The 21,470-nt window shown below is 35.4% G+C and carries 19 protein-coding genes; all 19 read left to right on the top strand.

Features of this window, described 5'->3' with window-relative positions; translation table 11 throughout:
- Positions 1–58: 58 nt before the first annotated feature.
- Positions 59–4,228, top strand: coding sequence for an EAL domain-containing protein (locus CMCT_RS01720; RefSeq protein WP_034969475.1), 4,170 nt, complete (start codon positions 59–61; stop codon positions 4,226–4,228).
- The gene (locus tag CMCT_RS01725) at positions 4,228–5,079 is read left to right on the top strand and encodes an ATP phosphoribosyltransferase regulatory subunit (RefSeq protein WP_034969477.1); all 852 of its coding nucleotides are present in this window, start codon (positions 4,228–4,230) and stop codon (positions 5,077–5,079) included. The genes CMCT_RS01720 and CMCT_RS01725 overlap by 1 nt, the downstream gene beginning before the upstream one ends.
- An 11-nt stretch (positions 5,080–5,090) precedes the next feature.
- Entirely contained in the window at positions 5,091–6,341 is a 1,251-nt protein-coding gene (locus CMCT_RS01730; protein ID WP_034969478.1) for an adenylosuccinate synthase, read from the top strand.
- A complete protein-coding gene (locus CMCT_RS01735) occupies positions 6,341–6,769 on the top strand; it encodes a flagellar export protein FliJ (protein WP_034969480.1) in 429 nt (142 codons plus the stop codon). The genes CMCT_RS01730 and CMCT_RS01735 overlap by 1 nt, the downstream gene beginning before the upstream one ends.
- Positions 6,759–7,337 carry a MotE family protein gene (locus tag CMCT_RS01740; protein ID WP_244948656.1) on the top strand — a complete coding sequence of 193 codons (579 nt, stop codon included), beginning with the start codon at positions 6,759–6,761 and terminating at the stop codon, positions 7,335–7,337. The genes CMCT_RS01735 and CMCT_RS01740 overlap by 11 nt, the downstream gene beginning before the upstream one ends.
- 94 nt (positions 7,338–7,431) lie before the next feature.
- Complete coding sequence (locus CMCT_RS01745; RefSeq protein ID WP_034969482.1) at positions 7,432–7,983, top strand: DUF507 family protein; 552 nt, start codon at positions 7,432–7,434, stop codon at positions 7,981–7,983.
- Positions 7,983–9,101 (top strand): glutamine-hydrolyzing carbamoyl-phosphate synthase small subunit, encoded by a 1,119-nt coding sequence (gene carA / locus CMCT_RS01750; protein WP_034969483.1) that lies wholly within the window; start codon positions 7,983–7,985, stop codon positions 9,099–9,101. Before CMCT_RS01745 ends, carA begins: the two co-directional genes overlap by 1 nt.
- Positions 9,101–9,757 (top strand): sulfite exporter TauE/SafE family protein, encoded by a 657-nt coding sequence (locus tag CMCT_RS01755; RefSeq protein ID WP_034969485.1) that lies wholly within the window; start codon positions 9,101–9,103, stop codon positions 9,755–9,757. The genes carA and CMCT_RS01755 overlap by 1 nt, the downstream gene beginning before the upstream one ends.
- Entirely contained in the window at positions 9,750–10,970 is a 1,221-nt protein-coding gene (locus tag CMCT_RS01760; RefSeq protein ID WP_034969487.1) for a PAS domain-containing sensor histidine kinase, read from the top strand. The genes CMCT_RS01755 and CMCT_RS01760 overlap by 8 nt, the downstream gene beginning before the upstream one ends.
- The gene (locus CMCT_RS01765) at positions 10,967–11,650 is read left to right on the top strand and encodes a response regulator transcription factor (RefSeq protein WP_034969489.1); all 684 of its coding nucleotides are present in this window, start codon (positions 10,967–10,969) and stop codon (positions 11,648–11,650) included. Before CMCT_RS01760 ends, CMCT_RS01765 begins: the two co-directional genes overlap by 4 nt.
- Before the next feature lie 117 nt (positions 11,651–11,767).
- Positions 11,768–13,258: a cytochrome-c oxidase, cbb3-type subunit I gene (gene ccoN / locus CMCT_RS01770; protein WP_034969491.1), complete on the top strand. Its 1,491-nt coding sequence runs from the start codon at positions 11,768–11,770 to the stop codon at positions 13,256–13,258.
- Complete coding sequence (gene ccoO, locus CMCT_RS01775; protein WP_034969492.1) at positions 13,251–13,916, top strand: cytochrome-c oxidase, cbb3-type subunit II; 666 nt, start codon at positions 13,251–13,253, stop codon at positions 13,914–13,916. The genes ccoN and ccoO overlap by 8 nt, the downstream gene beginning before the upstream one ends.
- Before the next feature lie 10 nt (positions 13,917–13,926).
- Positions 13,927–14,121: a cytochrome c oxidase, cbb3-type, CcoQ subunit gene (locus tag CMCT_RS01780; RefSeq protein ID WP_034969494.1), complete on the top strand. Its 195-nt coding sequence runs from the start codon at positions 13,927–13,929 to the stop codon at positions 14,119–14,121.
- Positions 14,122–14,134: 13 nt separating this feature from the next.
- Positions 14,135–15,001 (top strand): cbb3-type cytochrome c oxidase N-terminal domain-containing protein, encoded by an 867-nt coding sequence (locus CMCT_RS01785; RefSeq protein WP_169753182.1) that lies wholly within the window; start codon positions 14,135–14,137, stop codon positions 14,999–15,001.
- The gene (locus CMCT_RS01790) at positions 15,002–15,217 is read left to right on the top strand and encodes a DUF4006 family protein (RefSeq protein WP_034969495.1); all 216 of its coding nucleotides are present in this window, start codon (positions 15,002–15,004) and stop codon (positions 15,215–15,217) included.
- Positions 15,218–15,311: 94 nt separating this feature from the next.
- Positions 15,312–15,896 (top strand): hypothetical protein, encoded by a 585-nt coding sequence (locus CMCT_RS01795; RefSeq protein ID WP_034969497.1) that lies wholly within the window; start codon positions 15,312–15,314, stop codon positions 15,894–15,896.
- Positions 15,893–16,375, top strand: a complete 483-nt coding sequence (locus tag CMCT_RS01800; protein ID WP_034969498.1) for a FixH family protein — start codon at positions 15,893–15,895, stop codon at positions 16,373–16,375. The genes CMCT_RS01795 and CMCT_RS01800 overlap by 4 nt, the downstream gene beginning before the upstream one ends.
- Positions 16,362–18,698, top strand: coding sequence for a PD-(D/E)XK nuclease family protein (locus tag CMCT_RS01805; protein WP_034969500.1), 2,337 nt, complete (start codon positions 16,362–16,364; stop codon positions 18,696–18,698). The genes CMCT_RS01800 and CMCT_RS01805 overlap by 14 nt, the downstream gene beginning before the upstream one ends.
- Positions 18,695–21,451 (top strand): RecB-like helicase, encoded by a 2,757-nt coding sequence (locus CMCT_RS01810; RefSeq protein ID WP_034969501.1) that lies wholly within the window; start codon positions 18,695–18,697, stop codon positions 21,449–21,451. Before CMCT_RS01805 ends, CMCT_RS01810 begins: the two co-directional genes overlap by 4 nt.
- Positions 21,452–21,470: the final 19 nt, after the last annotated feature.

Here is a 21,470-nt window from a genome sequence, read left to right on the forward strand (position 1 = left end):
ATTAAAGTAAATTTTGATAAAATTGAGCTCTTAGCTAAGCTTAAAAGGTTTTAAATTTATGTTTTCTAAATTTGTAAAGGATAAAAACGGACTAGCTTATAGAATAAGCTCACGTTTTTTAATCACTTATCCTCTCGTTTTTTCAATGATAGCCGTTTTAATAGGCTACATATTTAGTTCTAGCACCGATGAGATAAAGTATGATTTACGCGTATTTAACTCAGACATACAAAAGAGCATAAACTCGTTTTTCCAAAAGGCAAAATATGAGCTTGAATTTCAAGCTGAGTTTTTAAATTTAAAACAAAATAGCGACAAGGCATTGCTTGGTTTTTCATCAGTGCCGATCGATAGCTTTAAGGCTATTTATGTTGTTGATAATACTGGTAATATCTTAAGCCAAAAGCGAAATTTTAACGCAGGTGCCATACCAAATTTAGACGCACCTTGGATAAGTCTAATAAAGCCTAAAAATAAATTCGTAGTTTCAAAATTTGTATTTGAGGATAACAAGGTAGTTGCGATTTACGCTGGTTACTATATGGATAACTCTACAAAAATTATCGCCGAGCTAAATTTAGAAGAGCTGTTTAAAAGCATAAGCGACACCTTTAAAAGAGATGATAAACAGGATAAAGAGTATAACTATGTAGCTTATATTGTTGATTATAATGGACGCTTGATTTATGATGTAAGTGACAGGCAGGATGTAGATATTGCTAATGAACGTATAGATGATATCGATGAGTATTTTGTGCAAAGCGGAAATGTGAAATTTTCCTACCTTGACGCAAAGGCTGATTTAGTTGAGTTTAACGAGTATATAAAATCATTTATCGTGACATACACTCACGACCAAAGTGCGATTTTATCGCGACTATTTTTGGTTATTTTAGCGATTACGATGTTTGTGTTTTACTCGTTGATGACATTTAGTAATATATTTTTCACGTACAAATACCTAAGGAACCCGATAATAGACATAAGTAAATACGCTAAAAACAAGCACTTTAAGTCAGATCCAGGAGTCATTACAGAGTATAAGACTATCCTTAGCCACATGGAAGATATGTATCAGCAAATGGCTGATGTTAAAAAAACTTTGCAGGATTATAAGTTAAAATTCTCATACTTTTTTGAGCAAAGTCCTATGATGATGATCGTTTATGATGCGTATAATGGCAAGATAATAGATGTTAGCGATGAGGCTTTGAAATTTTACGGATACAGCCGTAGCCAAATGCTTGAGCTAAACTACAAAGATATATCTGAAGTAAGCTTTAGCGATAAAATTTTTAGCTCAAGTGGCGATGAGTCGATCGGGCTTGGCGTAAGCAACGATGTTCACAGGCTACAAAATGGTGAGTTAAAAAATGTATGTATGCTCTCATCTGTTATTAAACTAAGCGATAAAAGACACATTTTTTGTGTGATTAAAGATATGACTGATGAGCTAGAAACTAGCAAAAACCAAAACGACATCGTAAGATACTATGATATGTTCTCTACAATGGTTGGTATCGCTAAAAAGGATAACCCTTTTATCATCATAAACGCCACTGAAAATTTCCAGCACACATTTGGCGTTACTCAAGCTGATATTTTAAAAAATGGACTTGATATAAGAAGCTTTATAAACGAAAGCGCAAAAGCCTCGTTTATAAACACTCTAGAGCTAAACAAGCGTCTTTTTGAAAGTTCTAGCATAGCAAAGGACTATTTGAAATTTTTCATTGGCATTGATACGATTGATGATGAAAATGTTCCATTCAAAATAGAGGTAAAATTTACGCGAAATGAGAGTGGAGAGTTTGCAAATATAGTTTATTCAATCATTGAAAACGCAGAGCAAAAAGCCATAAACGACAAAAGCATTGCCGAGCTAAAATACTTTAAAAATTTAGCCTGGGCGTCAGATGTCATACCTTTAGAATTTGATGTAAAATCTCAAATTTTAAGGATTGGTGAGGGCTTTACTAAGATGCTTGGTTTTACCGAGCTACCGCAGATAGATGCTGATTTTGACTACATCAAACGGGTGCTTTTTGATGAGTATTTAGACTTTAAAGACTTTTTTGCAAGGATACAAACTGAGCCAGATAACTACGAAGGCGATGTGAAATTTCTTACTAGTGAAAAGGGTGTTTTGTGGCTACACATAAAGGCTAAAGTCACTAAAAAAGATGATGAGGGTAACCTAGAATTTATAAGCGGTATCATAAGAAATGTAACAGATAAAAAGGTGGCTTTAATCTATCAAGACCTAGCTTCAAAGATATTTTCATACTCAAAAGATAGCATTGCCATACTTGACTTAGACTGGAAATTTATAGATGTAAATGATAAATTCTGTCAAAATAGCGGCTATAGTTTAAATGAGATCATCGGGCTAAATGCAGTGATGATGCGTTCAAAGCTAAATAATGAAGAGCTTTATAAAAACGCATTAGAGAGCGTAGAGAGCATAGGCTACTGGCAAGGCAAGTTGTGGAATAGACGCAAAAATGGCGAGGACTACTTAGAGAGCGTAAATATGCTAACCGTTTATGATGATAACGCAAGTCCGGTTTGCTACGCTATTATAATGAGCGAATCTAGCGAGATTAAGACGACTCAGGATTATTTAGAGCATATAGCTTATCACGATCCGCTGACAAAACTTCCAAATAGATTTTTGTTTAACCAAAAGCTTGACAGAGCGGTGCTGAATGCAAAAGGCAGTAAATTCGTAGCCATCGCATATCTTGATATGGACGGATTTAAGGCGATTAATGACACTTATGGACACAAGGCTGGAGATAAGCTTTTAACTGAAATTTCAAACAAAATAGACGCACTTTTTGACGAGCGAGATATGTTTGCTCGTGTTGGCGGAGATGAGTTTATCGCTATCATAGAGCATGAAAAGATCGGCGAAGTTTATGAGATGGTAGAAAATATGCTTCGCATAGCTTGTGAAGAGGTTGATTATAATGGAAATTTACTCAAAATCAGTGCAAGTATTGGCGTTTCTGTGCATAATATAGAAAATCAAATTTCGCCAGAGGTTATGATAGAACAAGCTGACTGGGCGATGTATCAGGCAAAACTAAGCGGTAAAAATAGATACCATATCTTTGATTCTAGCAAGGATAAAAACCTAAAAAGCCAGTATGAAGATAGTAATAAAATTCTCGTTGCTCTTGAAAGGGGCGAGTTTTTTATGGAGTATCAGCCTGAGATAAATTTAAAAACAAATGAGATAGTAAGTTACGAGGCTTTAATAAGGTGGAATAGAGGCACAGATATTGTGTATCCAAATGACTTTTTATCGCTTATTAAGAAACAAAATGTTTTAGATGATTTATCATTTTTTACTATATCAAGTGCATTAAAGGCTCAAAGTCAGTGGGTAAAAGACGGACTTAGGGCAAATATATGTGTAAATTTAAGCATAACACAGCTTTGTGATGATAAGTTTTTCATACGCTTTAAAGAGCTTTTAAAACAAAATCCAAATTTCAATCCAAACGCTCTAAGCTTTGAAATAATCGACGCGAACTCTACATCAAGCCTTGAAACAGCTAGTAAATTTTTACAGCGATATAAACGGCTTGGAGTTAAATTTATCCTAGATGATTTTGCAAGTAAATCAAGCTCTTTTGAAGCACTTGAGCTGCTACCTATCGATAGGCTTAAGGCGGATAAACATATTTGTGCTCATATGTTTTCAAATAAAAAGGCGTTTATAACGATTAAAATGATAAAAAATATAGCAAATACATTTAATAAAAACGCAACTATTAAAAATTTAAAAGATCTAAATATGTTAAAAATTTTAGTAGGGCTTGGCTTTACAAATTTTCAAGGAAATTTCTTTGCAAGAGCGATAAAACCGCAAGATGTGCCAAGCTACCACTTTAAAGGCGTAGATGGGTTTGACACCGAGTATGAGATAGATGATGAGCTTTTTGATGTGTTAAAAGACACGATCGCTCTTAAAGAGTATGCTAGTAGTATTGTTGATTTTGTTAATGACCAAGAATTTGCCGATGATTTGAATATTTTTGCTGATATAAAAAATGAAATTTATCACGGTCTAGATGATATAAAAGATACAAAATTAAAAGATGTGGTTGAAAACATCAGGCTATCTTTAGAGGCTAAAACTCAGATAGAGGCTATGAATTTTGCACAAATAGCAAGTAGTATGTGCGAAGAGATTTTAGATATTAAAAAGGGTGTTTAATGAAAGATGAGAGTTTAAAGGTATATGAGCACGAAATTCCCGTCGGCTCAAGACTGTATTTTGCCAAAAGTGCAAGCACAAAACGCCAAATAGAGCAACGTGCTAGCCAGATACTTGATAAAGAGGGATTTTTAGAGATTGTAACTCCATTTTTCTCATATCATCAACACCTAAGCGTCCCTCCTACGCAACTTCTGAGGTTTAGCGATAGTGCAAACCACGAGATCAGTCTTCGTGCGGATAGCACACTTGATGTCGTGCGTATAGTTCGTGCTAGAATTAAAGATGAGTTGCATAAAAAGTGGTATTACATTCAGCCTGTTTTTCGCTATCCAAGCAGTGAAATTTACCAAATAGGTGCCGAGAGTATAGGCGAGAGTGATTTAAAAAGTAGCATTTGTATCGTAGCAACTCTTTTAAATGAGTTTAAAACCAAAGCTACGTTGCAGATAAGTAATATTGAAATTCCAAAAACGATAGCTAAAATTTTAAACTTAGATATTGAAGTTTTTGAAAAAGTCCAAGTGGAGAAAATTTTATCATTTAATGTAGATTGGTTAAATAAACTAGCACTTTTAACAAATTTAGCCGAGCTAAAACAGATAATATCACAAGTTCCAAGTGAGCTAAAGCAATCACTGCAAAGGTTAGAACAACTAGCACAGAGTGCAAACTATGATGATATAAGAGTTGTTCCGCTTTATTACTCAAAAATGAGATATTATGATAAACTATTTTTTAGATTTTTAGCCGATAATGCTATAATTGCAAGTGGCGGAAACTATGAGATAGACGGCGAACAAAGTAGCGGTTTTGCGATTTATACAGATTCTTTGATAGAAAAATTATAGAAAGGTGGAAAATGAGAAAAGCGGATTTGGTAGTTGGCGTTCAGTGGGGAGATGAGGGCAAAGGCAAGATAGTTGATATGCTCTCTTTAAATTATGACTTTGTGTGTCGCTCTCAGGGTGGTCATAACGCTGGTCATACGATATGGGTTGATGGTATAAAATATGCCTTACACTTAGTTCCTAGTGGAATTTTACATAAAAATATTATAAACATAATAGGCAATGGTGTTGTTGTAAATCCAGAGGTTTTAATATCTGAAATGGCTCAATTTGACGAGCTTGAAGGTAGATTATTTGTTAGCGATAGGGCACATTTAAATTTAACACACCACAGCCTAATAGATCAAGCAAAAGAGCGTCTAAAAGGCGATAAGGCTATCGGAACAACAGGCAAAGGCATAGGACCAAGTTATGCTGATAAGATAAGCAGGACAGGTCATAGGGTTGGCGAGTTATTAGAGCCTGAACATCTTTGTGAAGCACTTATGAATGATTTTGCTACAAATAAACCAGTTTTTGATGCTCTTGGAATTTCACTGCCTGACGCAGATGAGCTTTTAGCGGAGTTAAAAAGCTACAAAGAGGCTCTTGCACCATTTATAGCAAATACAACCCAAATTTTATGGAAAGCCATAGATGATGGTAAGAGAGTGCTACTAGAAGGAGCACAAGGCACTTTGCTTGATATTGACCACGGCACATATCCATATGTAACTAGCTCAAATACTATAAGTGCTGGTGCTTGCACAGGACTAGGGCTTAATCCAAAAGAGATAGGCGAGGTTATAGGCGTTATTAAGGCATACTCAACGCGTGTTGGCTTTGGCCCATTCCCAACTGAAGATAAGACAAAAGCTGGTGATGATATGTGTGAAATAGGCAAAGAATACGGCACAACAACTGGTAGACGCAGACGTTGTGGCTGGTTTGATGCAGTGAGCGTAAAATACGCTTCACGCCTTGACGCAGTCGATAAATACGCACTTATGAAGCTTGACGTGCTTGATGGTTTTGAGAGTGTTAAAATTTGTAAAGCATACCAATACAAAGGCCAAACTATAGACTACGTCCCAATAGATTTGCAAAATGCCACGCCGATATACGAGGAGCTTCCAGGCTGGGATAAAGTCGCTGGTATCAAACGCTATGAGGATCTTCCAGAAAACGCAAAGCGATACATAAGCCGTATTGAAGAGCTAACTGGCGTAAAAGTAGGTCTTATATCGACAAGCCCTGAAAGAAGCGATACTATCATAAGATAATGCCTAGTAAATTTACACCGATCGTTAGAGTAAAAAAACAAGCCCTAGATAAGATAGAGATAAAGCTTATCAGGGCTAAAAACGATCTATCTAAATACAACTTTGAGTTAAGTATCGCAAAAGATGAGATAAACAGACATCAAATGCCAAAGAGTGGCGATGTGAGCGAGTTAAGACAGAGTTTGGAAATTTTAAAAATTATGAACGCCTCATTAAAAGAGCTAAAAGAGAAGATTGAACTAGCTCAAAGGGAGGTAGCTCACTTTACCTATCAGTATAAAAATGCAAATTTGGAGTATGAAAAGGTGAAGTATCTTGAAGAAGAAGAGATTAAATTAGACCTTAAAAAGAAAAAACGAGCAGAGGAATTAATGCTAGATGAGTTTGCGACTATAAAATTTGCACAGGGGTTAAATCGTGATATTTAGGGCTGTTTTTGCACTTTGCTTTTTTTGTCTACCTATTTTTTCGTATGAAATTCCAGTCGATTGCACCCAAATTTTTGAAGCTAGAAAGGCTGAGATAGAAAAAGAGCTAGAGATAATAGACGAGCAACGCCAAGCACTAGAGGCATTTCGTGCAAGTATCAGGGCTAGTTATGATGAAAATTTGGCAAAACTAGCCAAAAAAGAGGCAGATATAAATGCCACAATGCGTCAGGTCGAGAAAAAAAACAAAGAGATAGAGCAAAAAATAGCTCAAAATCAGAAAATTTTAGATGAGTTAAAAACAAACTCAAACGACAAACTAACTCAGTCTTATGCAAAGATGAAAGATCAGGCTGCTGCTGATGTTTTAGCACAACTTAGCAGGGCTAGTGCGGCTGAAATTTTATCTATGTTAGAGCCTAAAAAAATATCATCTATAATGGCAAAAATGGACCCAGCAGTCGCTTCTGAAATCACAGCAATGCTTCAAAAAGGACCTCCATTTATAGATGAGCCAAAAGAGCAAAAGATAGACGCTCCTGCTGGAAACGTGTTAAATTTAGAGTAGCGGTTAGTTAAAATCCATTTTGTGATAGTTTAAATTTTAAATAAGTTTTTACCTAAAATTGGCTAAAATGTGGCAAAAATTTAAAGGTAAAATTATGCGTATAAAACTCCCACACACACCATATATAGCACACAAAATAGCTATTGATCTGCTAAATTCTGGTTTTGTTAAACTTTTAAAAGGCGTTGAACCAATAGCAAAATTTGCAGACGAAATTTTATCAGCTGATGTCAAAAAAGAAAAGGCACTCGAAGAACGCGTAAATGAGCTTATGCAGGATAAAGAAGATGAGATGGAACTTATGCAAGTTGATCGCAAAAATATGTTCTGGCTTATTAAAAAGAAGCTTTCAGCTGAGTTTGGCGTCATTTTAACTTATGAAGATAGATTTAGCACCATTGCTCATAAAATTTTAGATAAACTACTAGATGAAAATTTAGTAGAATATAACGTGTCAGAAAACCGCGTTAAAAACGTGATTTATGGCTCTATTGATAACTATTTAAAAACCTATGAAAAAATTGAAGATGAGGTGCTTGATAAGATTGAAAACTACAAGCGAAAGCTAATTCCGGGTACTGAAGAATACAATTTGGTTTTTGAAAAACTATATCAAGACGAGCTTAAAAAAAGAGGAATGCTCTAATGGACGCCTACATCTACATACAAAACGGCACATTTTTAAAGGCAAAGGCATTTGGGGCTAGTGGCGAGTGTGCTGGTGAACTTGTGTTTAACACATCAATGACTGGCTATCAAGAAATTGCAAGCGATCCAAGTTATGCCGGGCAGTTTGTAGTTTTTACGATGCCTGAGATTGGTATTGTCGGCACAAACGATGATGATAATGAGAGTGCTAAAATTTACGCAAGTGGCATTATAATGCGAAATTACAACGAATTTGTATCAAATTATAGAGCCAAAAAATCACTTGATGAGTATTTTAAAGAGCAGGGCAAATTTGGTATTTACGGCGTTGATACGAGATTTTTAACTAAAATGCTACGCGATGAGGGTGCTTTAATGGCGTTTATCTCAACAACTGATAGCGACCCAGAAAGCCTAAAACAAAAGCTAAAAAATGCTGGCAGGATAGAGGAGACAAACTACGTAAATATCGTAAGCACAAATGCGTCTTATACGCACGAAAATGCTGCTTGGAGCGTGAGTGAAAAACGCTACAAAAGCCTAAAATCTAGCGGTAAAAAAGTCGCTGTGATTGATTATGGTGTAAAGCGAAATATCCTAAATGAGCTTTGCGAGGTTGGACTTGAAGTAAGCATCTATCCGCACGATGTCAAGGCAGAAATTTTAATAGAGCAGTTTAAAAACGGACAAATTAACGGCGTATTTTTATCAAATGGTCCCGGAGAGCCAAAAAATTTGGTAAGCGAAATTGATGAGATTAAAAAGTTAATTAACGCAAAAGTGCCTATTTTTGGCATTTGTTTAGGTCATCAACTGCTTTCAAACGCCTTTGGTTATCCGACATACAAGCTAAAATTTGGACAGCACGGTGCAAATCATCCAGTGTTAAATTTGCAGACAAAATCAGTTGAGATAACAACACAAAATCACAACTATAACGTCCCTGAAAGCATAGCAGAAGTTGCGGTTATAACGCATAGAAATTTGTTTGATAATACAATTGAAGGCGTAAAATACAAGGACTATCCAGTATTTTCAGTTCAGCACCACCCAGAAGCAAGTGGCGGACCAAACGAGAGTAAGTATATTTTTAGGCAGTTTGCAGATATGCTTTAATGGAAAATTTAAGCCTATTAGCCATTTTTGGAGTTGCGTTTTTAGGTAGTTTTAGCCATTGTGCTTTTATGTGCGGTGGCTTTATAAGCCTTTTTGGCACCCTAAATAGTAGCAAAAACGTATTTTTATTAAATTTAACATATCAAATTTCAAGAATCACAGCCTATATTTTGCTTGGCAGTATATTTGGTGGTTTTGGTGCGGTTTTAGTCTTTTCAAAAGAGGCTAGAGCGACCCTGTTTTTTGTGGTCGGGCTTATTTTGGTTTTTATAGGTTTGGCACTTTTTTTTCGCAGTAAAATTTTAAAATTTATAGAAAATGAGAGCATTTCAAGAGCGATAACAGCAAAAATTTTTAGCATAAAAGGCAAAAATAAGCCCATAAATTTTGCCATTTTTGGCTTTTTAAATGGTCTTTTGCCTTGCGGGTTTGTATATTATTTTTTGGCACAATCCATACTTGCAGGGAGTTTTTTAAATGGTGCTTTAGTAATGGCAGTTTTTGGCGTGGCAACGCTTCCAGTTATGCTATTTTTGGGATTTTTTTTAAAAATTTTAGGAGATAAATTTAGAGACTTTGCGTTTAAAATCGCTATTTTAATCGTGATTTTAAATGGCATATATCTTGCGTTTTTAGGATTTATGGCAAGTGGATAATATAAGCACGAGATTTAAACAGTATCAACACGCGATAGAAGAGAGCAATATCGTTTCAAAAACCGATATAAAGGGCATTATTACCTTTGTAAATGACGAGTTTTGCAAAATTTTTGGCTATACAAAAGACGAACTAATTGGCAAAAATCACAACATAGTCCGCCACCCAGACGTGCCGTCTAAAAATTTCAAGTTGCTTTGGGGGACGATTTTGGATAAAAAGGTCTATAAAGGCATTGCTAAAAATATGACAAAAGACGGCAAAACCGTTTATCTAAATACTACGATATCGCCTATTTTAAACTCAAAGGGCGAGATTGAGGAGTTTGTAGCGATACGCCACGATGTGACGCAAATTATTGAGCTAAACGAACGCCTTATGCAAAAAGAGGCTGAGCTTGTAAATTTAAATGAAAATTTGGAATTTTTAGTTCGCGAAAAGACCGCAGAGTTGCGTAAATTAAATGAAAATTTAAAAGATATTGTTGCTTCTGAAATAGCAAAAAATGAAGAAAAGACAAAAATGCTTTTGGTGCAAAGTCGCCTAGCTTCAATGGGCGAAATGATAGCAAATATCGCTCATCAGTGGCGTCAGCCCTTAAACGAGCTAAGCCTTACTCTTTTTAAGATAAAAAAAGACGCGAGTTTAAATCAAAACATAGATATACCCTATGAAAAGAGTAAAAAAATTATACAGAGTATGTCAAATACGATTGAGGATTTTAGGGGATTTTTTAGCGATAGTAAGGATCCAGAGCTGTTTTGTGTGGCAGACGCGATTACAAATTCTTTGGTTATGGTAAAAGGGACGCTAAAAAAAGAGAAGATAAATTTAGTCGTAGAAAATGAGCTAAAAGATGAAATTTTTGGCTTTCAAAGTCAGCTTATGCAAGTGATTATTAATTTACTAAACAACGCAAAAGACGCATTAATAGAGCGTCAGATAGATGATAGACAGGTTATTTTACAAACCAAAAAAGATAGTAAAAATTTCATCATAATCGTAAAAGATAACGCTGGTGGAATAGATGGCAAAATAATAGATAAAATTTTCGAGCCATATTTTACTACCAAGCATTCACTGCAAGGAACGGGCATAGGGCTTTATATGTCAAAGTTGATTATTGATAAATTTAAAGGGAGTATAAAAGTGACAAATGTAGAGAAAGGGGCACAATTTACGATTGAGCTACCATTAGGGGGAAGTAGATGATAAATTCATTAAAAAATTTAACAATCTTAATAGTCGAAGATGAAAATGACACAAGAGAGCTTATGCAAGAGGTTTTAAAGGATGAGTTTAGCAAGGTTATAACCGCACAAAACGGCGATGAGGGGCTTAAGAAATTTAAAAAATACAACCCAGATATAGTTTTGACAGACATTGCTATGCCGATTATGGACGGACTTGATATGACTGGTGCAATAAAGCAAATTTCGCGTGATGTGCCAATCATCGCGCTCTCGGCACATAGCGAAAAGGAAAAGCTTTTAAAAGCGATAGATGTTGGAATAAATAAATATTTAATGAAACCAATTGATGTTGATGAGCTTTTATCTATGCTAGAATCGGTTGCAAAGGATAGGCTAGAGATAGCAAATGTGGTTAAAATTTCAGACGAGTATAGCTTTAGCAAGACAAGAAAAGTGCTTATAAAAAACGACGAGCCAATACCGCTTACGAAAAAAGAGCTTGCGTTTATATCGCTTTTGGTTGAAAATTTGGGCAATGTCGTATTACACGAAGATATTAAAAATATCGTTTGGATAGGCGAAAATGTCAGCGAAGCGGCTATAAGGACTTTTGTAAAGCGTATGAGAGATAAGGCGGGTGGAGATTTGGTTAAAAATGTCCCAGGACTTGGCTATAAAATAGAGGCAAATTTTAAATAAAAATTAATAAAAAAGTTAATAAAAAATAATAAAAAAGTTGCGTTTTTAAGTTAAATCATATTTTTTTTATTTTAAAATAACGAAACTTATTAACAGAAATTTAATAGGAGGAATTTAATGCGACCTGGTCAAATGCTGAGTTATGATTACAGCGTAGCGAAGTTGTTTATGTTTTCTACGCTAGTATTTGGTATAGTTGGTATGCTTCTTGGCGTTATTATAGCGTTTCAAATGGCGTATCCAGACTTAAACTATATAGCGGGCGAATATTCTACGTTTGGACGCTTAAGACCGCTTCATACAAATGGTATTATCTTTGGCTTTATGCTCTCTGGCATATTTGCTACTTGGTACTACATAGGACAGCGTGTTTTAAAGGTGTCTATGAGCGAGTCGCCATTTTTGATGTTTGTTGGCAAACTTCATTTTTGGCTTTATATCATCTTACTTGCCTGTGCGGTTGTGTCGCTATTTGCTGGTGTTAGCACATCAAAAGAGTATTCTGAGCTTGAGTGGCCACTAGATATTTTGGTTGTTCTTGTTTGGGTTCTTTGGGGTGTTAGTATATTCGGGCTTATCGGTATTCGCCGCGAGAAGACGCTTTATATCTCTATTTGGTATTTTATAGCTACATTCCTTGGCGTGGCAATGCTGTATTTGTTTAACAATATGGAAATTCCTACGCGTTTAGTTAGCGGATATGGCTCTTGGTTGCACTCAGTTTCTATGTATGCAGGTTCAAATGACGCCCTAGTTCAATGGTGGTTTGGGCACAATGCTGTTGCATTTATATTTACCGTTGCTATCATAGCCCAAATTTACTACTTCTTGCCAAAAGAGAGTGGACAGCCTATATATTCATACAAGCTTTCACTATTTTCATTTTGGGGGCTTATGTTTATCTATCTTTGGGCTGGTGGCCACCATCTCATTTACTCAACTGTGCCTGATTGGATGCAGACTATGGGTTCTATTTTCTCAATAGTTCTTATACTGCCATCTTGGGGTTCAGCGATAAATATACTTTTGACTATGAAAGGCGAGTGGGTTCAGCTACGTGAAAATCCTCTTATAAAATTTATGATCCTAGCTTCGACATTTTATATGTTCTCAACTCTTGAAGGCTCTATCTTATCTGTAAAATCAGTAAATGCCCTTGCACACTTTACAGATTGGGTTCCTGGACACGTTCACGACGGAGCTTTGGGTTGGATAGGATTTATGACTATGGCGGCACTTTATCATATGACGCCACGCGTATTTAAACGCCAAATTTACTCAAAATCACTTATGGAAGTTCAGTTTTGGATACAAACAACAGGTATAGTGCTATATTTTGCTTCAATGTGGATAGCTGGTATCACACAAGGTATGATGTGGAGAGCAACAGATAGCTATGGTAACTTGCTTTATAGCTTTATAGATACCGTTGTTGTACTAATCCCATACTACTGGATAAGGGCTATTGGTGGCGCATTGTATTTAATAGGATTTTTTATATTTACTTACAATATCTTAAAATCTCTCTCTGCTCCTATTGTAGAGGTAGAGCCAAAAAATGCTTCGCCTATGGGTGGTGCTAGAGATGTGGAGGTGGCAAATGTTTAGTTTCTTAGAGAAAAATCCATTTTTCTTTGCGGTCGCCGTGTTTTTAGTGATCGCTTATGCTGGTGTGGTTGAAATTTTACCTGATTTTACAAATCGTGCTAGACCGGTAGAGGGGACAAAACCTTATAGCGTTTTGCAACTTGCTGGAAAACACGTTTATATGCAAGAGAGCTGCAACGCTTGTCATACACAGATGATACGTCCATTTAAGAGTGAAACAGATAGATATGGTATGTATTCTCTAAGCGGAGAGTATGCCTATGATAGACCGCACCTTTGGGGCTCAAAAAGAACTGGTCCTGATTTAATGCGTGTAGGAAATTATAGGACAAGCGATTGGCACGAAAATCATATGAAAGAGCCAACTTCAGTAGTTCCAGGCTCTATAATGCCAGCTTATAAACATCTGTTTGATAAAAACTCAGACATAGATACGGCTTATGCTGAGGCTTTAACTATAAAAAATGTATTTGGTGTGCCTTATGATCAAGCCGATATGCCAAAGCTTGGTAGCTTTGATATTACAAAAGCTGAGGTAAATGCCGAGGCTGCTGCAATAGTTGAGCAGATGAAAGATCCTGAGATTAAAAAGGCGTTTGAGCGTGGGGAAATACGTCAGATAGTTGCACTAATCGCGTATTTAAATAGTTTAAAATAGGAGAAAAGCTATGGATATGCAAACTATAAGAGAGTTACAAGCTTATGGTTTTTTCTTTTTTGTAGTGTTTTTAGTTTGCGTGCTTTATGGCTATTGCTATCATCTTTACAGATCAGAACGCACAGGCAGAAGAGATTATGAAAAGTATTCAAACCTGGCGATACAAGATGATCTTGATAGCACTATTTTAGAGAGAAAGATTTAAAAAGGGGCTTGATATGGAGTGGTTTAACTTACAAGATAATGTAAATTTACTTTCTATAATCGGCTTGGCTTCACTCGTTATTTTAACGATCGCCATAGCAGGTAAGTATGTAAATCAAATGAAAGACGCAAAAGATAATGCGTCGGTTGAAATGGCAGATGAAAATTGGGACGGCATAGGGGAGTATAAAAACCCCTTGCCAATAGGCTGGGCAGTTAGCTTTGTAGTGTTGCTAGTTTGGGCGATTTGGTATTTTTTAGTCGGCTATCCGCTAAATTCATACTCTCAAATTGGCGAATACAACGATGAAGTAAAAACAGCTAACGAGAAATTTAGCAAAGAACACGCAAATCTAGACGATAAAAAACTTAGAGATATGGGCGAGGGCATATTCTTGGTTCAATGCTCGGCTTGTCACGGCATTACTGGCGACGGTATGGGTAATAAAGCAGCCGATCTTAGCAAGTGGGGTAGTGAGCAGGGATTATTTGACGTCATCGTAAAAGGCTCAAAAGGTCTTGGCTATCCTGGTGGTGAAATGCCAGGCGGTATGGCAGGTGATGACGCAACTGCTAAAGCTATCGCAGCTTACGTAGCAAAGGAAATTTCAGGCATTAAATATACTAAAAATGAAAATTTAGTAAATCAAGGCAAAGAGGCTTATGGTGCTTGTACATCTTGCCACGGCGAAGATAGCAAGGGTATGGATGGTACCTTCCCTGACCTTACAAAATACGGCACTAGTGATTTTGTTGTAGATGTGTTAAAAAGAGGCAAACACGGCGATATAGGTGCTATGCCTAAATTTGATACTATGCTAAATGAAATTCAGCAAAAAGCTGTTGGCGAGTATATTATCTCACTTTCAAGGGGTAAATAGATGGAAAATACAAACAGATCGGTTTTTGCACTAAATGGTGCGACGGGTATGCTTATAGCGACTGTGTTATTGCTTAGTATTTTAGCTGTTCTTACATATTTTGCGATTATCTTACAACAAGATGTTGCAAACAAGCCATACAAGCTTGAAAATCCAACAGCTGTGCAGTTTAAAAACACCGATAACTCAAAACACTTTGTGATAAAGGATAAGTAATGGCTATTTTAGAAAAAATGATAGTAGTATTGACCCTAGTTGCAGGTGCGATTTGTGCGTGGGCTGTTCTTACGCCAAATCATCTTTTTGTAGGATGAAATTTTTAAACTTAAAGGGCATTTTTATTGCCCTTTTTTCTTTTTCGATTACTCTTTTTGCGGATAGTTTTGTAATAAATAGTGATAAAATTTTAAGCCAAAAAGTTGAGCAAAAGATACAAAGTATAGCAAATGAACTTTATTCAAAGAGTGGAATTTACGCTGGTGTAGGTGTTTATAATAAGACTGAGTTTGGATTAAAGGACTCTTTTGATAAGCTTGATTTAAAGCCACCATACGCATTTTTAATACTTGATGTTACAAATAAAAAGGTTGAAATTTTTGCCGATGAGCAGACACTTACTCTTTTTGATAAAGAAAAAACTCTAAGCCCATATCCTGAAAAAGGGACGATATTACCTATTTTAGCTAGTAACAAGGGCAAAGACATATACAACGCTGCTATGCTAAATGGATATGCAGATATAGCCGAGCAGATAGCAAAGTCAAAGGGCATTACGCTTGAAAATTCTATCGGCAATGCAAACAAAGATACAATGAATATTTTAAGACTTTTTGTATATGCGTCGTTTATTTTTGTTTTGGTTGTGATATTTTATAGAAAAAGAGTGAAAAAATGAGAGATAAAAAGACGTTTTGGCCTTATGGCATAGTTATTAGTATTTTAGGTTGCGTTGCACTTTGCGTTGGAACGATTTGGGTTAGCCTTGACTATCCAGTTGAGCTTGACGGCTTTTATTTACAAAACAAAACTATCGTAAATGACAATATAAATGAGATAATCGCAAAACAAAAGGCATTTGATGAGAAATTTAGCGTATCTTTAAAGACGCAAAAATTTAAAATCAAAAGTGATGAAAATGTCAAAATAGCAATCACTCCAAAGACAGATGAAAAGATAAATTTAAACTACCAAATACTACTTACCAGACCCGATACAAACGCATACAACAAAGAGCTAAACGCCACAATAAATGACAACATTCTAACTACCAGCAAAATAGAACCAACTCTTGAAGGCAGATGGCAGATTATGCTAAAATTATCAGCACAAGACATCGTTGGATTTTATAAGCTGGAGTTTTTTGTTGTTAAATGATCTAAATGTATTTACCAGCCTACGTGCAATAAGGGAGTTTAACTCATCATTTTCAAATACCCTCGTGCCAAAGAGTATGAGTATTGGCGAATTTTTCTCAAAAGCTATTATGGTAAATGGCTTAAATGAAGCCAGCGATAGTGAGCTTTTGATATATATGAACGAGGCTTGTTCGCGTTGTTACCGTGCAAATAGCGTTCTTAATATCCCAAATGAATTTTTTGCATTTTTAAAAAATAATGACTATCTTTTCTCATTTTTTAAAGAGGTGTATCATCAAAAAAAGAGTTTTGATGATCTGAAATTTAGCGATATTTATGCAAATTATGAAGAGCATATTGAAATTTTAAGCGAGGTGGCACAAAATTATAAGGAAATTTTGTTGCAAAATGGTTTGTATGACGCTATTATTTTGCCAGAAGTTTATAGTTTAAATGAGAGTTATATAAGCTCTTTTGATAGTATAAATATCCACATAGACGGGCTTTTGAGTGAATTTGAGTGGGAGGTGATTTTAGCATTAAAAACCCCTGTGAAAATTTACTTTAAAACATCAAATTTAAATACAAAACTCATTAAAAAAATAGCTGAAATTTCAAACAAAAGCATTGATGATTTTGCTATGTATTTTGAGTACGAGCTGTCGCTTGGTAGTGGCGAGTTAAGGGCGATTAGGGCGTGTGCTAAAAATAGGATTGTTACGACTAAGTCATTTTCTTTACAGAGTTTGCAATCGGCTTTTGTTTTTGAAAAAATTTCAACATTTATAAAAGACGGCATAGACGCAAAGCGTATAGTTGTCATCTTGCCAGATGAGAGTTTTTCACAAATTTTATCGCTTCACGATAGCTCTAAAATGCTAAGCTTTGCTATGGGCAAAAGCGTTAAAAATACAAAATTTTACACACTCGTTTTTAAAATTTGTGAGTGTTTAAAAGAGGGTAATGAGCCGATTTTAAGCACGGATTATTTTAAGTTAGATAATAAAATTTTAGAAAAAAATGATAGCTTTTTAAATTTTGCAAAATTACCAAATGAGCTTTTTTTAAAGATAAAAATGCACTTTAATCTTATAGTTGGTTTTGATATTTTTTCAGAGATTTTGTGCGAAATTTTTGATGTTTGTGGCGAAAATAGACTTAGCGAAATTTTCAAAGAGGAGCTATTTTTCTTAAAAAATTTAATAGAGCAAAAGCGACTTAGTCTAGCTCAAGCTCTTGAGTTTTTTCTCTTAAGATTTAAAGATAGAAGTATAGATGATGTTGGCGGTGGAGCTGTAAAGGTTATGGGGCTTCTTGAGAGTAGGGGGCTTTGCTTTGATGGTGTTATTATCGTTGATTTTAACGATGAATTTGTTCCAAAAAGAAGCGTAAATGAGATGTTTTTAAGCTCAAAAGTTCGCCAAAAAGCTGGGCTTATAAGCTACACCGATAGAGAAAATTTGCAAAGATTTTACTATGAAAGCCTAATTGGCTCGGCTAAAAAAGTAGCCATCTCTTACGTGCTTGATGAGAGTCGTATATCCTCTAGGTTCTTAAACTCATTTACTTGTGTAGAGGACAGCGAGTATGATGAGCAGGAGTATTTAAGGCTTTTTAGTGGCGGTAAATTGGCAGTGTTTAATCAAACATCGCCACTTTTAGAGCATAATTTTTTTGCAAAACCACTCTCATTTTCAAGGCTTAACACATTTTTAACTTGCCCCAGAAAGTATTATTACAGATATGTTTGCGGTTTTAGTGAGCCAAGATCGCTTGGTGTGGGTGGCTCAAATTTCATAGGAAATGCCTACCACGACGCACTTTTTGAATACTATAACACGCACAAGGAATTTGACCTGTCTAAATTTCTAGCCATTTTATCAACAAAGGGACTTAACAAGCTTGATCTTGAGATAGCAAGGCAGAAATTTAAAACTTTTGCTCAAAGTGAAAATGCTCATTTTGATGATGGCTGGAGAGTTAAAGAGCTTGAAGTTGGTTTTAAAAACATCTTTGAGGGCGTGGAAATTGAGGGTAAGATAGACCGCATAGATTGTCGTGGCGACGAGCTTTGTATTATTGATTACAAAAGCGGTAGTTTGCCAAAAGATACGCTCCAGCTTAGTTTTTACCAGGCACTTTTAGGCGTTAAGGCCGAGTGCTATTTTTATGACTTAAAAGATGAGATGAAGCTAGTTTTTGCACAAACCGATATGCAAATTTTAAAAGAGTATTTTACTAGCATTAAAGAGTATTTTAAAAAGCCAGTTAGCTTTGAGCCTGAAATTTCAAGCAATTGTCACTATTGTGCATATTTTACGATTTGTAGAGGTCTTAAATGAAAATCAAAGATCCATACTTGGCGTTAGAAGCAAGTGCAGGAAGTGGCAAAACATTCGCACTTAGCGTTCGTTACGTAGCTCTTATTTTAAGCGGTGCAAACCCAAAAAGCATAACAGCCCTTACATTTACAAAAAAAGCTGCAAATGAGATGAGTTCGCGTATCATCGATACATTTTTAAATTTATCAACCAAACCTAGCGAACTAGACGCAGTGTGTGAAATTTTAAATATTAAAGATACAAACGAAGTTTTAGCCTTAAGGGATAAGTTGCAAGATGAGTTTTTATCATCAAATTTAAAAATTATGACGTTTGACTCTTTTTTTGCTCTTATTTTAAGGCTATTTAGCCTAAATTTAGGGCTTAGCCCAGATTATAAAAACAGCAGTGAAGTGGCTGAAATTTTAAACGCAAATTTCATAAAAGAGGTTGCTAAAGAGCCAGAACTTTTAAATTTATTAGCCTATTACATCATATATTTTTCAAAGTCAAAAGGTAGTTTTTTTAATACTCTTGATACCTTTTATGAGAATTTTGATGAGCTTGATTTAGCAAGTAAAGAGCCACCAAATGATACAAAAGTGATGTCCGTGGTTTCGTGGTTTAAAGAAAAAATATCAAACAACGAAAACAGCTCAAAAGACGCTATAAACGCATTTGATGTAAAAAGTGCAGATGAGTTGCTACAAAAGCCATTTTTATCAAGAGAGAGTCTTGATTATAGGACGTTTTCTAAAATTTATACAGATGAGTTTGATGAGAAATTTGCCAAGCTAAAGCTCGAACTAAAAGAGTATGTGATAAATCTTGAGCAGTATAAAATTTATCAGATGTGTAAATTTTTAAAAATTTATAAAAAGGCTAGATTTGATTTAAACGTCAAATTAAACGAGCTTAGTTTTAGCGATGTCACAAAGCTGGTCGCAAGGCTACTTAGTAGCACAGATAAAGATATGCTATATTTTAGGCTAGACGGGACTATCACTCACCTTTTGATTGACGAGTTTCAAGATACAAATGTCACTCAGTATAATATCATAAGGCCACTTATTGAAGAGATTGTTTCAGGACACGGACAAAACGGGATTGGAAGCTTCTTTTACGTGGGTGATACAAAGCAAAGCATTTATAGATTTCGTGGTGGCAAAAAGGAGCTTTTTAATAAGCTAAGAGAGGATTTTTCTCACATTAATACACAAAGCTTGGAGTATAATTACAGAAGTGCTAAAATTTTAGTTGAGTATGTAAATAGCGTTTTTAAGACAAAAATAGATGGTTACGCCACGCAAAAACCGACGCTAAAAGATGATAAAGAGCGTGAGGGATATTTAGAAATTTGCGCGAGTGATGAGATAGTTTTAGAGTGTGTAAAAAAAGTGGAGTGGCTTATTAAAAATGGAGTTTGTGCCGATGATATTAGCATTCTTTGCTGGAAAAATGATGATATTAGGGCTATTTGCGATGCCTTGAGTGCTAAAAACATAAACGCAAGAGATGAGGGTGGTATGCTTTTAAGGAATTCTCCTTGTGTTTTTGCGTTTGTAAATTACACTAAATTTTGCCTATTTAAAGATGAAATTTATCGTCAAAATGCCACTTCTTACGTGGATGCTAAATTTGATATGGTTGAGATCGATTTTAGTAAAACTGCCAAGGAAACTCTGTTTTATTTAGCCAAAAAAGCTGGTATGAGTTTACAAAATTTGGATATTTTAAAACTCTTTGAAATAGCCTCGCAAAGCCCATCTATTAGCGATTTTATATTTGATTTTGAAAATAGCGACGCTAGTATCGCTAAAGATAACGTATCAGGCGTGAGAGTGATGACCGTTCATAAGTCAAAAGGGCTTGAGTTTAAACACGTCATACTTTGCGATAAAATCAGCAGAGGTGCAAATGATACCGAGCCATTTTTGTATGAATATGATATACAAAATGGTTGGCAAATATGTCAAAAAGTGCCAAATAGGGAGTATTTTGACGATAACTATGCAAAGCTAAAAGAGCATAGCAAAGAATTAGACGATGAGGAGGAGTTAAATAAGCTTTATGTTGCGATGACTAGGGCTAAAAATTCTCTAATAATCGTCAAACGCCTAACTCCTGACGGCAAAAATCCAAGCTATTTTTCAAAATATTTGCTAAAAAATGGCTCTAAAACCGGAGTATTAGAACTTGATTGTTTAAAAAGCGGAGTAGTTGTTAAAAGCGAAGTTAATAGTGATAAAAAATCCGCACAAAAAATGATAAAACTAGTGTCCGTCCCACGCGATGAGAGCGTTGATAAAACCGAAAATAGCGATAAAAATTTACAAGCCATATATTTTGGCACAGCACTTCACTATTTACTTGAAATGAGCACGGAATTTAACGAGCCGTCAATAAGCAAAGCCTGGACGCTAATGTGTAATAAATTTGCAAAATTTTTAGATAAAGATAGCCTGGATGATATTAAAAACAGAGCCTTAAGTCTGATAAAAGATAGCAAATTTGGCTCTATTTTAAATGGAGCTAGAGTTTATAAAGAGCAAATTTTGATGTTTGAAAACGAGCAAAAACAGCTTGATTTGTTGTGCGTAAAAGATGATGAAGTAGTCGTTATAGACTATAAAAGCTCTGATTTTAGCATTGAAAGCAACATCACTCAAGTAAAAGAATATGTGCAAATTTTGGGTAAAATTTTCCCAGATAAAAAGATAAGCGGTGTAATTTTTTATATTTTAAGAGATAGAATTTCATCAATTGATATTTAAACCTTACTTAAATTTAGCT

Origin of the sequence: Campylobacter mucosalis (assembly GCF_013372205.1) — a bacterium.
Lineage (GTDB): Bacteria > Campylobacterota > Campylobacteria > Campylobacterales > Campylobacteraceae > Campylobacter_A > Campylobacter_A mucosalis.

Bases quoted from the DNA above. Each gene is read 5' to 3' on its own strand.
- CMCT_RS01720 (WP_034969475.1), top strand. From the start codon at position 59: ATGTTTTCTAAATTTGTAAAGGATAAAAACGGACTAGCTTATAGAATA.
- CMCT_RS01725 (WP_034969477.1), top strand. From the start codon at position 4,228: ATGAAAGATGAGAGTTTAAAGGTATATGAGCACGAAATTCCCGTCGGC.
- CMCT_RS01730 (WP_034969478.1), top strand. From the start codon at position 5,091: ATGAGAAAAGCGGATTTGGTAGTTGGCGTTCAGTGGGGAGATGAGGGC.
- CMCT_RS01735 (WP_034969480.1), top strand. From the start codon at position 6,341: ATGCCTAGTAAATTTACACCGATCGTTAGAGTAAAAAAACAAGCCCTA.
- CMCT_RS01745 (WP_034969482.1), top strand. From the start codon at position 7,432: ATGCGTATAAAACTCCCACACACACCATATATAGCACACAAAATAGCT.
- carA (WP_034969483.1), top strand. From the start codon at position 7,983: ATGGACGCCTACATCTACATACAAAACGGCACATTTTTAAAGGCAAAG.
- CMCT_RS01755 (WP_034969485.1), top strand. From the start codon at position 9,101: ATGGAAAATTTAAGCCTATTAGCCATTTTTGGAGTTGCGTTTTTAGGT.
- CMCT_RS01765 (WP_034969489.1), top strand. From the start codon at position 10,967: ATGATAAATTCATTAAAAAATTTAACAATCTTAATAGTCGAAGATGAA.
- ccoN (WP_034969491.1), top strand. From the start codon at position 11,768: ATGCGACCTGGTCAAATGCTGAGTTATGATTACAGCGTAGCGAAGTTG.
- ccoO (WP_034969492.1), top strand. From the start codon at position 13,251: ATGTTTAGTTTCTTAGAGAAAAATCCATTTTTCTTTGCGGTCGCCGTG.
- CMCT_RS01780 (WP_034969494.1), top strand. From the start codon at position 13,927: ATGGATATGCAAACTATAAGAGAGTTACAAGCTTATGGTTTTTTCTTT.
- CMCT_RS01785 (WP_169753182.1), top strand. From the start codon at position 14,135: ATGGAGTGGTTTAACTTACAAGATAATGTAAATTTACTTTCTATAATC.
- CMCT_RS01790 (WP_034969495.1), top strand. From the start codon at position 15,002: ATGGAAAATACAAACAGATCGGTTTTTGCACTAAATGGTGCGACGGGT.
- CMCT_RS01795 (WP_034969497.1), top strand. From the start codon at position 15,312: ATGAAATTTTTAAACTTAAAGGGCATTTTTATTGCCCTTTTTTCTTTT.
- CMCT_RS01800 (WP_034969498.1), top strand. From the start codon at position 15,893: ATGAGAGATAAAAAGACGTTTTGGCCTTATGGCATAGTTATTAGTATT.
- CMCT_RS01810 (WP_034969501.1), top strand. From the start codon at position 18,695: ATGAAAATCAAAGATCCATACTTGGCGTTAGAAGCAAGTGCAGGAAGT.